Below are 14,936 nucleotides of genomic sequence, written 5' to 3' on the forward strand. Positions count from 1 at the left end.
GAGTAGCGAATGGCGAGTAAGACCGTCCCCACTCGCCATTCGCCATTCGCCACTCACCCCCTGCAAAACCGCGTCACGCCCACCGGCGACATCATCGCCACCCCACACCGCGGTCTGTTCACCGGCAATCGCGGCATCATCCACGATCCCGCGACGAAGACGCTATTGAAGAAGCGCTGGTCGACGCCGGCCTGGATCACATGCCTGTGCGAATTCCGCGGCTGGCGTCGTCCGGTGATGGCGCGGCGGAGCTGGACCGAGCTGTTCTTCCTCGACGAGGCGACGGCCTTCGCGGCAGGACACCGGCCCTGCTTCTTCTGCCGGCGCGACGACGCCAAGCGGTTTCGCGCGGCGTGGGAGAAGGGCAATGGCGCGAGCGACATCAGCGCCAAGGCGATGGATGCCGTTTTGCATCGCGAGCGTCTCGATCGCGGTCGCAAGCAATTGCACCCGCTCCCGATGCCGTTGGCAGACCTGCCCGACGGCGCAATGGTGCAGCAGGGCGAAGACAGCTTTCTGGTGAGGCAGGGACAGGCGCTGCTGTGGTCGCCGGCGGGTTACGCGTCGCATGCACGCCTGGTCGATCAAGCGATGTTGTTGACACCGCCTTCGACGCTGCGCGCCATCATGGCCGGCTATCGGCCCGTGCTGCATCCGACGGCGTCGGGCTGAAGCGCCGACGTTTCGTGATCATCCCAGCCTCTCGCGCGCCAGCGCCGCGCCGGCGCCGAGCGTCATCAGCTTGGCTTCGGCGATCTCGCGCCGCATCGGCGCCATGCCGCAATTGGTCGTGGCGATGATGTTGCTCTTCGGCACGAATTGCGACACCGCCTCGATCACCTTCACGACGTCCTCGGCGGCCTCGACCGTATCGCTGGCGACGTCGATCACGCCGGCCTGCACGATCTTGTTCTTCAGCAGCGCGAGCAGGTCGAGCGGCACCTTGGAATTGCGGCACTCGATTGCGACCTGCTGGATCGGGCTCGCGTCGATGGCCGGGAAGATCTGCTCGTATTGCCGCCATTGGCTGCCGAGCGTCTCCTTCCAGTCCGTATTGGCCTTGATGCCGTAGCCGTAGCAGATGTGCACGGCGGTGGCGCAGGTGAGGCCCTGTGCGGCGCGCTCGAGCGCCTTGATGCCCCAATCGTTGACCTCGTCCATGTAGACGTTGAAGGCGGGTTCGTCGAACTGCACGAGATCGACGCCGTCGGCCTGCAAGGCCTTGGCTTCCTCGTTCAAGAGCTCGGCGAAGGCAAAGGCCATCTTGACCCTGTCGCCATAATAGCGGTCGGCAATGGTGTCGATGATCGTCATCGGGCCGGGCAGGGTGAATTTCAGCTGCTTCCTGGTGTGCGTGCGCGCGACGCGCGCCTCGAAGGCATGGACGCGATCCTTCAGCCGCAGCGGCGCGACCACCTGCGGCACCATCGCCTTGTAGCGGTCTTTCCGGATGCCCATCTCGACCTTGTGGGCGAAATCGATGCCCTCGATCTTCTCCAGGAAGCCGTGCACGAAGTGCTGCCGGGCCTGCTCGCCTTCGGTGACGATGTCGATGCCGGCGTCCTCCTGGAGCTTCAGCCAGATTAGCGTCGCATCGCGCTTGGCGCGGAGCAACTCGTCGCCTTCGGACTTCCAGGGCGCCCAGAGCATGTTCGGCTCGGCGAGCCATTCCGGCTTCGGCAAGGAGCCGGCGATCGTGGTTGGAAACAGCATGGCGGCCCTCCCGGCGGGTTGTTGCGCCCCTTCCTGCCATGTCCTAACGTCGAGGTACAGAACAACAAAAGTCGTCATTGGCTGGCGGCAGCGATAGGGACGGCGCAAGGGAAGGCCCATGATCGACCTCTATTACGCGCCGACGCCGAACGGCTGGAAAATCTCGATCATGCTGGAGGAGCTCGGGCTTCCCTATCGGGTGATCCCCGTGAATATCCGCGCCGGCGAGCAGTTCAATCCTGAGTTCCTGGAAATCTCTCCGAACAACCGCATTCCCGCGATCGTTGATCACGAGCCCGCAGATGGCGGCGCGCCGTTCTCCGCGTTCGAGACCGGCGCGATCCTGATCTATCTCGCGGAGAAGACCGGACGCTTCCTGCCCGCCGATTGGCGCGGCCGCTCCACCACGATCCAGTGGGTGATGTGGCAGATGGCGGGCCTTGGGCCGATGCTCGGCCAGCACGGCCATTTCGCGCTCTATGCGGCCGAGAAGATCCCTTACGCGATCGAGCGCTATCGCGACGAGGCGGCGCGGCTCTACGGCGTGCTCGATCGCCAATTGGCCAGGACCGGCGCTTATGTCGCCGGCGATTATTCCATCGCCGACATCGCCTGCTTCCCCTGGACCATGACCCACAAGGCGCAGGGTTTTACGCTTGACGACTATCCCAATGTGAAACGCTGGTATGCCGAGGTCCGGGCAAGGCCGCAGGTGCAGGCGGGGCTTGCGATCGGAAAATTCGTGAAAGAGCCGTTCGACGAGGAATCACGCAAGATCATGTTCGGACAAAGGGCTAAGGAAGTGTTGGGAAGGAAGTGACTCGTCATTCCGGGGCGCGCGAAACGCGAACCCGGAATCCATCAGGCAGCGTACCGAGAGGCAAAATGGATTCCGGGTTCACGCCAAAGGGGGCGCGCCCCGGAATGACAGCAAAAAGGAACCCCCATGATCGAATTCTTCTTCGACTGCTCCAGCCCCTGGACCTATCTCGCCTTCCACAACATCCAGCCGCTCGCCAAGGAACTGGGCGCCGAGATAACTTGGCGTCCGATCCTGGTCGGCGGCATCTTCAATTCGGTCAATCCGAGCGTCTACGCGCAGCGCGAGAAGCCGGTGCCGCTGAAGGCGCGCTACATGAAGAAGGACCTCGCCGACTGGGCGCGCTCGGCGGGCCTTGCCATCAAGATGCCGCCGACGGTGTTTCCGGTGAACAGCGTGAAGGCGATGCGCGGCTGCCTGTGGCTCGGTCAGGACATGGTGCCGTTCGCGACATCAGTGTTCGAGGCCTATTGGGGCGAGGACAAGGACATCTCGCAGGACGCGGTGCTTGCGGAGATCTGCAGAAAGGTCGGCATCGACGAACAGAAGTTCTTCGCCGGCATTGCCGAGCAGGGCATCAAGGACCAGCTCAAGGCCAATACCGAGGAGGTCGTCGCGCGCGGCGGCTTCGGCTCGCCGACGATTTTCGTGAACAAGACCGACATGTATTTCGGCAATGACCGCCTGCCGCTGATCCGCGAAGCGCTTCAGCGCAGCAAGGCGAGCGCGGCCTGATGGTGCGCGCCGTCGTCTGCCGCGAGCTCGGCGCGCCCGAGCGTTTGCTGCTGGAGGAGTTTCCGCCCCGCGCGCTCAAGCCGGGCGAAGTGCGCGTCGCCATCCGCGCCGCCGGGCTGAACTTCCCCGACGTGCTGATGGCCGCCGGCGAATACCAGCTCAAGCCGGAGCTGCCGTTCACGCCGGGCATGGAAGCGGCCGGCGACGTCATCGAGGTGGGGTCGGAGGCAAGCGGCGTTGCCGTCGGCGACAAGGTCATCGTGAAGATGCGCTTTGGTGCCTTCACGGATGAAGCGGTGGTCACGCCGTCGCAGCTCACTCCCATGCCGTCCACCTTCGACTATGCGGAGGCTGCCACCTATCTCGCAGGCCACGGCACGGCCTATCATGCGTTGATCGATCGCGGCCGGGTCGCGCCCGGCGAGGTGCTGCTGGTCCACGGCGCCGGCGGTGGCGTCGGCCTTGCCGCCGTCGAGATCGGCAAGATGCTGGGCGCGACCGTGATCGCGACCGCCTCCAGCGACGAGAAGCTCGGAATCGCGAAATCGCGCGGCGCCGATCATCTCATCCGCTACGACCGCGAGCCGTTCCGCGATGCCGTCAAGCGCATCACCGACGGCCGCGGCGCCGACGTCGTGTTCGACCCCGTCGGTGGCCAGGTCTTCGAAGATTCGATGCGCTGCATCGCCTGGGGCGCGCGGCTCTTGGTGATCGGCTTCACCGGCGGCATCGGCTCGGCCAAGACCAATCTCTTGCTCATCAAGGGCGCCAGCGTGCTCGGCGTACGCGCCGGCGAAGCGGTGCGCAAGAATCCTGCGCTCGGCGAGGTCCGCCTGAAGGCGCTTTTGCAATGGGCGGAGGAGGGCAAGCTGCGCCCCAACGTCTCGCACCGCCTGCCGCTGGAAGACTACGCGAAGGCGATGCGGCTGCTAATCGACCGCAAGGCTATCGGGCGGGTCGCGCTGGTGATGGAATGACGGTGCCGTAGGGTGGGCAAAGGCGCCCTTGCGCCGTGCCCACCATCTCTCCCGATTGCAAAAAATGCGTGGGCACGCTTCGCTTTGCCCACCCTACGAGAGCGCTATTTATACTCTCGCTCCGTCCACCACGGGAAATAATCCGGCATATCGGTCGACACCTTGTTCTTGAACTGCGCGGGACGCTTCTCCAGGAACGAAACCACGCCTTCCTTGACGTCGTCGGAGCGGCCGCGGGCATAGATGCCGCGGCTGTCGACCTTGTGGGCTTCCATGGGATCGTCGGCGCCCATCATGCGCCACATCATCTGGCGGATCAGCGCGACCGACACCGGCGCGGTCTTTGCTGCAAACTCCTTGGCGAGCGCGCGGGCGGTCGGCAGCAGATCATCGGGGGCCACGACCTTGCTGACGAGGCGGCCCGCAAGCGCTTCCTGCGCCGGGAAGACACGGCCCGAATAGCACCATTCCAGCGCCTGCGAGATGCCGACGATGCGCGGCAGGAACCAGCTCGAGGCCGCCTCGGGCACGATGCCACGCTGGGAGAACACGAAGCCGAACCGCGCAGCCTCCGAGGCGATGCGGATATCCATCGCAAGCTGCATGGTGACGCCGATGCCGACGGCCGGGCCGTTCACCGCCGCGATCACGGGCTTGAGGCATTTGAAGATGCGCAACGTCACCTGGCCGCCGCCGTCACGCACCTGCGGGTCGCTATAATCAACCTTGCCGTCAGCGAGGCGCTTCACCGGCCCGCGCCGCGCGTCCCGGTCGAACGTGTCGGCGCCGGAGGACAAATCGGCGCCCGCGCAAAAACCGCGGCCGGCGCCGGTGACGATGATGGCGCGGACATCGTCGTCCTTGTCGGCGGCGTCGAACGCGTCGATCAGCTCGGCTTGCATCTGCGCGTTGAAGGCGTTGAGCTTGTCGGGCCGGTTCAGCGTGATGGTGAGGATCTGATCGGCGACCTCGTACTTGATCGTCTCATACGCCATGGTGGTTTCCTTCCCTGTCATTCTTGAATCAATTCTGTCATTGCCGGGCTTGACCCGGCAATCCATCTTTTTGAAGAGGATGGATGCGCGGGGCGAGCCCGCGCATGACGAGTTGTGCTGAGACGCTAGATGCGCGCCGCTACGTTGCCGGCGGCTTCGGCCAGGGCCGCTGCGGGCCGCGCAGACCTTCGAAGGTCTTGGCCATGCCGAGCACGCCGATGTCGTCGAAGCGGCGGCCGGCGATCTGCACGCCGATGGGAAAACCTTTGGCGTCGAAGCCGCCGTTGAGGGAGATCGCCGGGTTCTCCGACATATTCCACGGCACGGTATAGGCGATATGCTCGAACGGCTTCATCGGATCGTTGGTGGGCGAAGCCCATTCCGCCGGATAGTTCACGTTCGGCGCGGTCGGCGAGATCACATAGTCGAGCTCGCAAAAGAGCTTTGCCGCAGCCGCGCGGATCGCCATGGTCTGGTTGAAGCCGCGGATGACGTCGACGCCCGAGAGCTTGGCCCCGGACTCGCCCCACTTGAAGATATAGGGCAGCACCTTGGCCTGCTCGGCCGGCGTCAGCTTGGACAGATCGTCCCACATCCGCGCGCGCCAGAAATTGTCGAGGCCGTCGAGCATCTCGCGCGTGAGGATGCCCTCGACCTCGGTGATGACGCTGCCTGCGGACTCGAACGCCTTCGCGGCCTTCACTGCGACCTCGCGCACCGGCTTCTCCAGCGCCAGGCCGCAGCCGGGATCGAGCATCAACCCGATGCGCAGCTTGCGCGGAGATTTCTCCAGCCCCTTCCAGTTCAGCAGCTCGGCCGGCAGGCTCATGCCGTCGCGCCGGTCGGGCTTTGCGATCGCGCTCATCATCAGCGCGCAATCGTCGACCGTGCGGGTCATCGGGCCTGCGACACGGCCGACATAGGTGGGGTCGATCGGCACGCGGCCAAAACTCGGCTTCAGGCCGACGAGGCCGCACCAGCCGGCGGGCAGGCGGACCGAGCCGCCGATATCGGTGCCGAGATGCAGGGGACCGTAGCCAGCCGCGGCGGCGGCGCCAGCGCCGGCGCTGGAGCCGCCCGGGTTCTTGCTGAGATCCCACGGGTTGCGCGCGAGCGCGTGGAACGAGGAGAGCCCGGAGGACAGCATGCCGTAATCGGGCATGGTGGTCTTGGCGAAGATGATGCTGCCGGCCTCACGCAGCCGCGCGGCGGGCGGTGCGTCCTTCTCGGCCGGCACGAGCTTGACGCTGGCGGCCCCCAACGGCACCGGTACGCCCTTGGTCGCGATGTTGTCCTTCACCGTCACGGGCACGCCGTCGAGCGGCCCGGAGGGCTCGCCGCCGGTCCAGCGCGCGGTCGAGGCCTTTGCGGCCTCGCGCGCGCCATCGGGGTCGAACGCATAGAGCGCCTTCAGATGCGGTTCCCACGCCGCGACATGCGCGAGCACGTCCTCCAGCACCTCGCTCGGCGAGAATTGCTTGGCGCGATAACCCGCGATCAGGTCGACCGCGGAAAGATCGTGCAGCGAGGTGACCGCTTCCTCGACGCGCTTATGCATTGCCACCCACCGGCATGCGCGTCTCGACGATGCGGGCGAACATGCTGGCGCCGATCGGCAGGATCTTGTCGTCGAGCACGAAGCCGGGATTGTGCACGGGCACCGAGCCGTCATGGCCGACCCAGAAGTAAGCGCCGGGAATCGTCTCCAGCATGTCGGCGAAATCCTCGCTGCCCATCTTCGGCTGGATGCGGGTGATCACGTTGGCGGGATCGACGATCGTGCGCGCGACCTCCTCGACCACCTTGGACTGCTCGACCTGGTTGACCAGAACGCCGAACGTGTCGCGGATGTCGACGTCGATCACGCAACTATAGGCGCTTGCGATGCCGGCGCAGATGGTGCGGATGCGCTCGGCGATCAGGGCGCGGACTTCGTTCGAGAAAGTGCGGATGGTGCCGCACAGATGCGCATCGCCCGGAATGACGTTGTAGGCGGAGCCGGCATGGATCTGGGTGATCGAGATCACCGCGGCCTGCAGCGGGTCGACGTTGCGGCTGACGATGGTCTGGATCGCCTGCGCCAGCGTCGTTGCGATGACCACCGCATCCTTGGAGCGCTCGGGCATCGCACCATGCGCGCCGTAGCCGGTGATGCGCAGGTCGAAGAAGTCGGCACTGGCCATGGCCGGGCCCGGAAGGATCGCGATCTCGCCATGGTTGAGGTCGGGCGCGTTGTGCAGGCCGTAGAGCTCGTCGCAGGGAAATTTCTCGAACAACCCGTCCTTGATCATGGCGCGGGCGCCGCCGAGGCCTTCCTCGGCCGGCTGGAAGATCAGATGTACCGTGCCGTCGAAGTTCCGGGTCTCGGCGAGATACCGCGCGGTGCCGAGCAGCATGGTGGTGTGGCCGTCATGGCCGCAGCCGTGGAAGCGGCCGGGGATCTTCGAGCTCCACTTCAGATTGGTGTTCTCTTCCATCGGGAGCGCGTCCATGTCGGCGCGAAGCCCGATGCGCTTGCTGCCCGTGCCCTTGCCCTTGATGACGCCGATCACGCCGGTGCCGCCGAGGCCGCGATGCACCTCGATGCCCCAGCTCTTCAGCTTGTCGGCGACGATGCCGGAGGTGCGCACTTCCTCGAAGCCGATCTCGGGATGGGCGTGGAGGTCGCGTCTGATTGCGGTGAGCTCGTCGGCGTAGCCGTCGATGCGATCGATCGTGGGCATGTGGTCCTGTCCGGTTAGCGTGAGGGAGGCGTGAATACGGGGCCGTTCGGCTTGATGCGGATGCCCGGGCGCAGGCGCGTCCAGGGCAGCGAAGCGGTGTCGGCCGGCATCGCACCGGGGGCGGCACAGATCATCAGCTTTTCCGCGATCGGCTCGAAATCGGCGCGGAAATGCACCGAGCTCTTGTTGACCAGAATCTTCTGTTCGGTCGGCTCGATGCCGACATAGCGGTACATCGCCTGGTCGGCGAGCTGAGCCTTGTGCGAGGAGACGACGATGCGGACATCGCCGATGCGCAGGGCTGCGGACGGGCCCATCTCCATCTCGCGGCCGCCGTAATAGGGACCGGGCGCGATGAAGCGGCCGTCCGAGAGCTGCTCGACCACGAAGGTCTCGCGATAGGGCTCGTCGCCGGGGATGCCGGACTTGCCACCGAGCGACAGCGTCACGGTGGCGCCGACGCCGGCTGCGTGCGCGGCCCTGGCCGATTCCGGATCGTAGATCGCGCCGGTTGCGGCACTCGCCTTGTTGCGCACCAGCGCGCGCAGCATGCCCGTGGTGTCGGAATCGCCGCCGGCGCCCGGATTGTCCTGGGTGTCGGCGATGATGATCGGCTTGCGCGCGCTCTTGGCAAGTTCCATGGCGTGGCGCACGCCATCGTCGGGCGTCCAGATCTTGCCGTCGAAATCGTTCTCGTGGCTTTCGATCAGCGTCAGAAGCGCGTCGGCCGCACGATCGGCGTCGTCTTGCGTCTTGCCATAGGCGAACACGCTCGGGCCGCAGTCGCGGAAATCGGCGGCGGGGAAGCCCGGCGCGAAAGAGAGGGTGGGAACGGCATCGCCCTCCAGCGCGGCGAGCTTTTCGTAGATGCTCTTCGTGGGCTGGTCGTTGGTGCATTGCCAGCTGATCGGGATCAGGAACGGCAATTGCCGGAAGGCCTTTGCGAAGCGCTGCTTCGTCTGCAGCAGCAGCGCGAGATGGCGCGCGCAGGCGCGGCCGGTCTCGGCCATGTCGACATGCGGATAGGTTCGGTAGGCGATCAGCGCGTCGGCATGCTCCATCATCTCGGGCGTGACGTTGGCATGGAGATCGAGGCTGGTGACCAGCGGAACATCCTTGCCGATGACGCGGCGCACGCGCGCGAGGATTTCGCCTTCGCCGTCGTCGAGATGCTCGGTCACCATGGCGCCGTGCAGGTCGAGATAGACCGCATCGATCGGCCCGGCGGCTGCGATGCCGTCGACCATCACCTTCACGATGCGCTCGAAGGCGTCCTTGGTGACGTGAGCGGACGGGCTCGCGCCGCAGGCGATGGTCGGAACGAGTTCCCAGCCGTTCGCCTCGGCACTGTCGACGAAACCGGCGAGGCCGACATTGATGCGCCGCATCACCTTCAAGACGTCGCTACCTCTGGTCATCGCCGGCCAGCCGCCGCCGTGCTGGAAGTCGGCGAAGGTCGCCTTGGTCGGAGCGAAGGTGTTGGTCTCGTGCAGGAAGCCGCCGACGGCGATGCGTGTCATTCAGTTCAGGTCCAGCGTTGGAAAGTGCGCGACGTTAGCCTTGGCCTTGCGAAGAGAGCAAGGCAGGAAGCAATCGTGCCACGCATAGGGTCAGATCGTTTTGGGAATGCTGCTCCGCCGTCATTCCGGGGCGCGCGTAGCGCGAGCCCGGAAACCATCGTGCGACAGAGTTCGCAGCCTGATGGATTCCGGGCTCATCGCTTCGCGATGCCCCGGAATGACGGCGGAGAGAGTTAAGCCGTCGCCCCCACGCCTTCCGCCACCGGCCGGAAGTTCGCAAAATCCCAACCCCGCCCGGGCGCCGCATCCAGCAGCGCCTTGGTGTAGGCCTCCTTCGGATGCGTCAGTACTTCGGCGGCGGGTCCCTGTTCGACGACGCGGCCGTGCTGCATCACCACGACCTCGTCGCAGATCTGGGCTGCGACGCGCAAATCGTGGGTGATGAACAGGATGGCGATGCCGAGCCGCTTCTGGATCTCGTCGAGCAGCTCCAGCACCTGCGCCTGCACCGAGACGTCCAGCGCGGAGACCGCTTCGTCCGCGACCAGCACGTCCGGATCGAGCGCGAGCGCCCGGGCGATCGCGATGCGCTGGCGCTGGCCGCCGGAGAATTGGTGCGGATAGCGCGTCACGGCGTCGGCGGGCAGGCCGACCAGCTCGAGCAGCTCGCGCGCCCGCTTCATCGCGTCGGCGTGCGCCACGCCGTAATTGACCGGGCCTTCGGCGATGCTCTCGCCGACGGTGATGCGCGGATTGAGCGAACGATAGGGATCCTGGAACACGATCTGGATCTTCTGCCGGTGCGGCTGCAGCAAGCGACGCGAGATGTCGGCGATCTCGCGGCCGGCGAGGCGCACGCCGCCGGAGGTCGGATCGATCAGGCGCACGATGCAGCGCGCAACCGTCGACTTGCCCGAGCCGCTTTCGCCGACGATGCCGAGCGTGCGGCCCTTGCGCAGGGTGAGCGTGACCTTGTCGGCAGCGACGACCTCGCGGCCTTTGCCGAAGAAGGAGCGCTCCTTGTAGACCTTGCCGAGCTCGTTGGCCTCCAGCACCACTGGCTCGCGGGTTTCCTCGCGCGGCGGGCGCGGCACCAGGCTCGGCACCGAGGAGAGCAGGTTGCGGGTGTATTCCATGGTCGGATTGCGCAGCACGGTCTCGAGCGGGCCGGTCTCGACCAGGCGGCCCTGCCGCATCACCGCGACGCGATCGGCAATCTCGGCCACCACGCCCATGTCATGGGTGATGAACAGCACCGCCGTGCCGTGATCGCGCTGGAGGTCGCGGATCAGGGTCAGGATCTGCTTCTGTGTGGTGACGTCGAGCGCGGTGGTCGGCTCGTCGGCAATGAGGAGCTTCGGCTCCAGCACCAGCGCCATCGCGATCATGATGCGCTGGCGCTGGCCTCCGGAGAGGCGGTGGGGGTAGGAGGCGAAGATGCGCTCGACCTGGGGCAGGCGCACCTGCTCCATCATGTCGAGGATGCGCTGCTTGCGAGCCCTCGCGTCGAGGCTGGTGTGGGCGCGGAGCACCTCGTCGATCTGGCGGCCGACCGGCACCACCGGATTGAGCGCGGTCATCGGCTCCTGGAAGATCATCGCCATCTTGGTCGCGCGCAGCTGGCGCAGGCGGCGGTCGGTGGCGGTGAGCAGCTCCTCGCCGACCAGCTTCACGCTGCCGCCGGTCGGCACCAGCGTGCCCTTCGGCAACAGGCCCATGGTGGTGAGCGAGGTCACCGACTTGCCCGAGCCGCTCTCGCCGACGAGGCACAGCGTCTCGCGCTCGCGCACCTGGATCGAGATGCCGTCGATGATGTTGGCGCCTTTCGGCTGCTTGCCGATGGAGACGACGAGATTGTTGATGTCGAGGATGGTGTTGGTCATCAGGTCACTCCGTCGTCATTGCGAGGAGCGAAGCGACGAAGCAATCCAGAAATCTCTCCGCAGATGCAGACTGGATTGCTTCGCTTCGCTCGCAATGACGGAACAAGGGGATGGGCCGGCGAGACAAGTCACTTCCCCTCCCGCTGCTTCATGCGCGGATCGAGGGCGTCGCGGGCGGCGTCGCCGATCAGGTTGATGCTGAGGATGGCGATGGAGAGCAGCAGGCCCGGCCAGAAGATCAGCGACGGCTTGATCTGGAAGTACTGGCGGCCCTCGGCCATGATGTTGCCCCAGGTCGGCGTCTCCGGCGAGATGCCGGCGCCGAGGAAGGACAGGATCGCTTCGGTCAGGATTGCGCTGGCGCAGATATAGGTGCCCTGGACGATCAACGGTGCGATCGTGTTCGGCATCAGGTGGCGCCACATGATCTTCGGCAGGCTCGAGCCGACCGAGATCGCGGCCTCGACGTAAGGCTCCTCGCGGGCCGACAGCACGACCGAGCGGACCAGGCGTGCAACGCGCGGAATCTCGGGGATCGTGATCGCGATCAGCACGGTCCAGAGGCTGGCGCCTGACAACGACACCACGGCGATCGCGAGCAGGATGCTCGGCATCGCCATCAGGCCGTCCATGACGCGCATCATGATGGAATCGACCAGCTTGAAGAAGCCGGAGACGAGGCCGATCGCGAGCCCGATGGCGATCGACAGGATCGCCGCGCCGATGCCGATCAGGAGCGAAATGCGGCCGCCATAGATCACGCGCGACAACACGTCGCGGCCGTAGGCGTCGGTGCCGAGCAGGAACTGTGCGGAGGACGGCTTGAGCCGCTGCGACGGGGCGAGCTGGACCGGATCATGCGGCGCGATCAGCGGCGCGAGGATCGAGACCACCACGATCAGCGCGAGCAGGCACGTCGCGGTGGCGATGATCGGGGTCGAGGTGAGGAATCCGAATCGCGGCCGCAGCGGCGACGTGATCGGAATGGAGGACTGGGGAAGGGTATCGACCGACATTTTGTTCTTGTCCTTGCCTCAGTACCGGATCCGGGGATCGAGCAGGGTGTAGGCGACGTCGATGAGAAGATTGACGACGACGTAGATCAGCGAGGTCAGCAGGATCATCGCCTGGATCACCGGATAGTCGCGCGCCAGCACCGCATCGACGGTGAGACGCCCGATGCCGGGGATGTTGAACACGCTCTCGGTGACGACGACGCCGGAGATCAAGAGCGCAAAGCCGGTGCCGATCACGGTGATCACGGGCACGGCGGCGTTGCGCAGCGCATGGCGCATCATCACCGCAACCTCGTTGATGCCCTTCGCGCGCGCCGTTCGCACGTAGTCTTCGCCGAGCACGTCGAGCATCGCCGCACGCGTCATGCGCGCGATCAGTGCGACGTAGATGAAGGACAGCGCGCAGGTCGGCAGGATCATGCGCTCGAAGAACGGACCGAAGCCGTTGAAGATGCTCCGGAAGCCCTGCACCGGCACCCAGCGCAGCTCGATCGCGAAGACCTGGATGAGGACATAGCCGACCACAAACACCGGCACCGAGAAGCCGAGCACGGACAGACCCATCACGAAACGGTCGATCCAGGTGCCGTGCTTCCACGCCGCGATCACCCCCAAGGGAACTGCGACCATGACGGCGAGGATGATGGTGCACAACGCGATCGAGATCGACGGCTCGACGCGCTGGCCGATCATCTTCATCACCGGCAAATTGGAGATCAGCGACGTCCCGAGGTCGCCGTGCAGCAGCTTGTTCACCCAGGTGATGAACTGCACGATCAGCGGCTCGTTGAGGCCGAGCGATTCGCGGATGCGCTCCAGCCGTTCCGGGGTCGCGTTGTCGCCGGCGAGGATCGCGGCGGGATCGCCGGGGGTGAGGCGGAGCAGGAGGAAAACGAACAGCGCGACCACGCCCATCACGGGCACGGCGGCGAGAATTCGGCGAAGGAGATATCCGAGCAAGTTGGATCCGTCAGTTTAGAGTCAAATTGGGCAGGGCTCTTCGGCCAGCCTGCCATCAGCCTAACATTTCAGCAATTCCCGTGCCACGAGGGCCACAGTTTTTGCGGTGCAGCCAATCTTCGTAGGGTGGGCAAAGCGGAGCGTGCCCACCTGCTTTCAGTCGGGAATACGGCGGGCACGGCGCTTTGCGCCTTTGCCCACCTACGGGATCGCTTCGCGATCACGCCAGCGTCGCCAGCAGCCCCGCCATCAGGCGGCCTCGCTCAACGAGACTCTCGACTTCGATATACTCCTCGAGCGTGTGGGCATTGCCGCCGCGCACGCCGAGGCCGTCGAGCGTCGGGATTCCCATCGCGCCGGTGAAGTTGCCGTCGGAGCCGCCGCCGGAGCTTGCATGCGGCAGTTCCATGCCAAGAGATCTGGCGATGCCGCGCGCCTTCTCGTACAGCGCCATCGTGCCCGCATTCGGCTCCCAGACCGGCCGCGTCACGCCGCGCGTGACCTTGAAAGTGACGTCGTCTTTGGTGCCGGACAGCGCCAGCATCCGCTCGACACCGCGATCGAGATCGGCCTGGCGCTTGGCCATCGACAGCGCTTCGCCGGTCGCGGTGGTGGCGACGCAATTGACCCATTGCCCGCCATGCACAACGCCGACCGAGAAGGTGCAGTCCTCCGTCGTCATGGCGTCGATGTTGAGAATTTGCCGCGCCATCTCGCGGATCGCCGAGCGTCCCGCCGACAGCGTGGCGCCGGCGTGGCTCGGCCGGCCTGTCGCTTCGAGGTTGAAGCGTGCGATGGCATAACGTCCGGTAGTGACGCCGTTGTCGGCGCGGCCGGGCTCCGGCACCAGCACGTATTTGTTGCGCGCGGCCTCGGCCTCGATGATGTCGCGTGTCGAGGGCGTGCCGACTTCCTCGTCCGGCGTGAACAGCACGGTAATCGGCAGCGGCGTGGTGAACGATGCGCGCGCCAGCTGCCGGATCGCTTCCAGCGAGAGATAATTGCCGCCCTTCATGTCGAAGATGCCGGGGCCGTAGCACTTGTTGCCTTCGCGCCGCCATTTCAGCTTCTCGATGGTGCCGACCGGGTGGACGGTATCCATGTGTCCGGCGATCAGGATGCCGGGCTCGCCCTGCTTTGGATGCGGAAAGCGCGCGCGGATCACGCCGCCAAAACCCTGCCGACCGGCGATGCGCTCGATCGTCGCACCCATGATCGCCATGTCCCGCGCTGCGATATCGAGCATGCGGTCCACGGCGCCCGCGTTCCAGGTCGGGCTTTCGCATTCGACCCAGGTGCGCAGGCCCGCGAGCATTGCCTCGGAATCAAAGGGGAGATTGGCAGGATTCATCTCAATGTCTCTCGAGCTTGGAAAGATGGAACGCGCATTGCATCGGCGCGGGCAGGACGAGTGGAGGTGTTGTAGAGCCAAATCGATCCCTGTGGAGCCCGTGCCTGCGCCGCAAGGGCTTGCAACGAAACCGGATTGACGCGCTCGGCACTGTCTGCAAGTCTCGAAAAGATAAAGGCATGCATGAGGTTAGTTCGCCCAACGAACGGACTTCATGCTCAATCAATAACCTGCCTTTGAACA

Annotated in this window: 13 protein-coding genes; 4 read left to right on the forward strand and 9 right to left on the reverse strand. The window is 65.5% G+C overall.

Going from position 1 to position 14,936, the window contains the following annotated elements:
- Positions 1-9: 9 nt before the first annotated feature.
- The gene (locus ABIA40_RS06700; protein WP_271544781.1) at positions 10-672 is read left to right on the forward strand and encodes a hypothetical protein; all 663 of its coding nucleotides are present in this window, start codon (positions 10-12) and stop codon (positions 670-672) included.
- Positions 673-690: 18 nt separating this feature from the next.
- Here ABIA40_RS06700 and ABIA40_RS06705 read toward each other — a convergent pair whose 3' ends face one another.
- The gene (locus ABIA40_RS06705) at positions 691-1,713 is read right to left on the reverse strand and encodes a methionine synthase (RefSeq protein WP_404540072.1); all 1,023 of its coding nucleotides are present in this window, start codon (positions 1,711-1,713) and stop codon (positions 691-693) included.
- Between the two features lie 118 nt (positions 1,714-1,831).
- Between ABIA40_RS06705 and ABIA40_RS06710 the strand changes: the two genes are divergently transcribed.
- The 3 genes from ABIA40_RS06710 to ABIA40_RS06720 all read left to right on the forward strand — a co-directional run bounded on the left by ABIA40_RS06710 (position 1,832) and on the right by ABIA40_RS06720 (position 4,245).
- Complete coding sequence (locus ABIA40_RS06710; protein ID WP_271544777.1) at positions 1,832-2,533, forward strand: glutathione S-transferase N-terminal domain-containing protein; 702 nt, start codon at positions 1,832-1,834, stop codon at positions 2,531-2,533.
- Between the two features lie 126 nt (positions 2,534-2,659).
- Positions 2,660-3,268, forward strand: a complete 609-nt coding sequence (locus tag ABIA40_RS06715) for a 2-hydroxychromene-2-carboxylate isomerase (RefSeq protein ID WP_271544775.1) — start codon at positions 2,660-2,662, stop codon at positions 3,266-3,268.
- Entirely contained in the window at positions 3,268-4,245 is a 978-nt protein-coding gene (locus tag ABIA40_RS06720; protein ID WP_271544773.1) for an NADPH:quinone oxidoreductase family protein, read from the forward strand. Before ABIA40_RS06715 ends, ABIA40_RS06720 begins: the two co-directional genes overlap by 1 nt.
- A 104-nt stretch (positions 4,246-4,349) precedes the next feature.
- On the opposite strand, the gene ABIA40_RS06725 is transcribed toward ABIA40_RS06720, so the two are convergent.
- From ABIA40_RS06725 to ABIA40_RS06760, 8 genes are all read right to left on the reverse strand, one after another.
- A complete protein-coding gene (locus ABIA40_RS06725) occupies positions 4,350-5,240 on the reverse strand; it encodes a crotonase/enoyl-CoA hydratase family protein (RefSeq protein ID WP_404540077.1) in 891 nt (296 codons plus the stop codon).
- 139 nt (positions 5,241-5,379) lie between these two features.
- A complete protein-coding gene (locus tag ABIA40_RS06730) occupies positions 5,380-6,798 on the reverse strand; it encodes an amidase (protein WP_404540080.1) in 1,419 nt (472 codons plus the stop codon).
- The gene (locus ABIA40_RS06735) at positions 6,791-7,963 is read right to left on the reverse strand and encodes a M20 aminoacylase family protein (RefSeq protein WP_404540083.1); all 1,173 of its coding nucleotides are present in this window, start codon (positions 7,961-7,963) and stop codon (positions 6,791-6,793) included. Before ABIA40_RS06735 ends, ABIA40_RS06730 begins: the two co-directional genes overlap by 8 nt.
- A 14-nt stretch (positions 7,964-7,977) precedes the next feature.
- Complete coding sequence (locus ABIA40_RS06740) at positions 7,978-9,483, reverse strand: M81 family metallopeptidase (RefSeq protein ID WP_404540085.1); 1,506 nt, start codon at positions 9,481-9,483, stop codon at positions 7,978-7,980.
- A gap of 233 nt (positions 9,484-9,716) precedes the next feature.
- Positions 9,717-11,366 (reverse strand): ABC transporter ATP-binding protein, encoded by a 1,650-nt coding sequence (locus ABIA40_RS06745; RefSeq protein WP_271544765.1) that lies wholly within the window; start codon positions 11,364-11,366, stop codon positions 9,717-9,719.
- Positions 11,367-11,494: 128 nt separating this feature from the next.
- On the reverse strand, positions 11,495-12,382 hold the full coding sequence (locus tag ABIA40_RS06750) for an ABC transporter permease (RefSeq protein WP_271544763.1): 888 nt from the start codon (positions 12,380-12,382) through the stop codon (positions 11,495-11,497).
- A gap of 18 nt (positions 12,383-12,400) precedes the next feature.
- Positions 12,401-13,342, reverse strand: a complete 942-nt coding sequence (locus tag ABIA40_RS06755) for an ABC transporter permease (RefSeq protein ID WP_271544761.1) — start codon at positions 13,340-13,342, stop codon at positions 12,401-12,403.
- Between the two features lie 220 nt (positions 13,343-13,562).
- Positions 13,563-14,693 (reverse strand): M20/M25/M40 family metallo-hydrolase, encoded by a 1,131-nt coding sequence (locus ABIA40_RS06760; protein ID WP_157280662.1) that lies wholly within the window; start codon positions 14,691-14,693, stop codon positions 13,563-13,565.
- Positions 14,694-14,936: the final 243 nt, after the last annotated feature.

The organism is Bradyrhizobium sp. USDA 223, assembly GCF_044909005.1.
Lineage (GTDB): Bacteria > Pseudomonadota > Alphaproteobacteria > Rhizobiales > Xanthobacteraceae > Bradyrhizobium > Bradyrhizobium yuanmingense.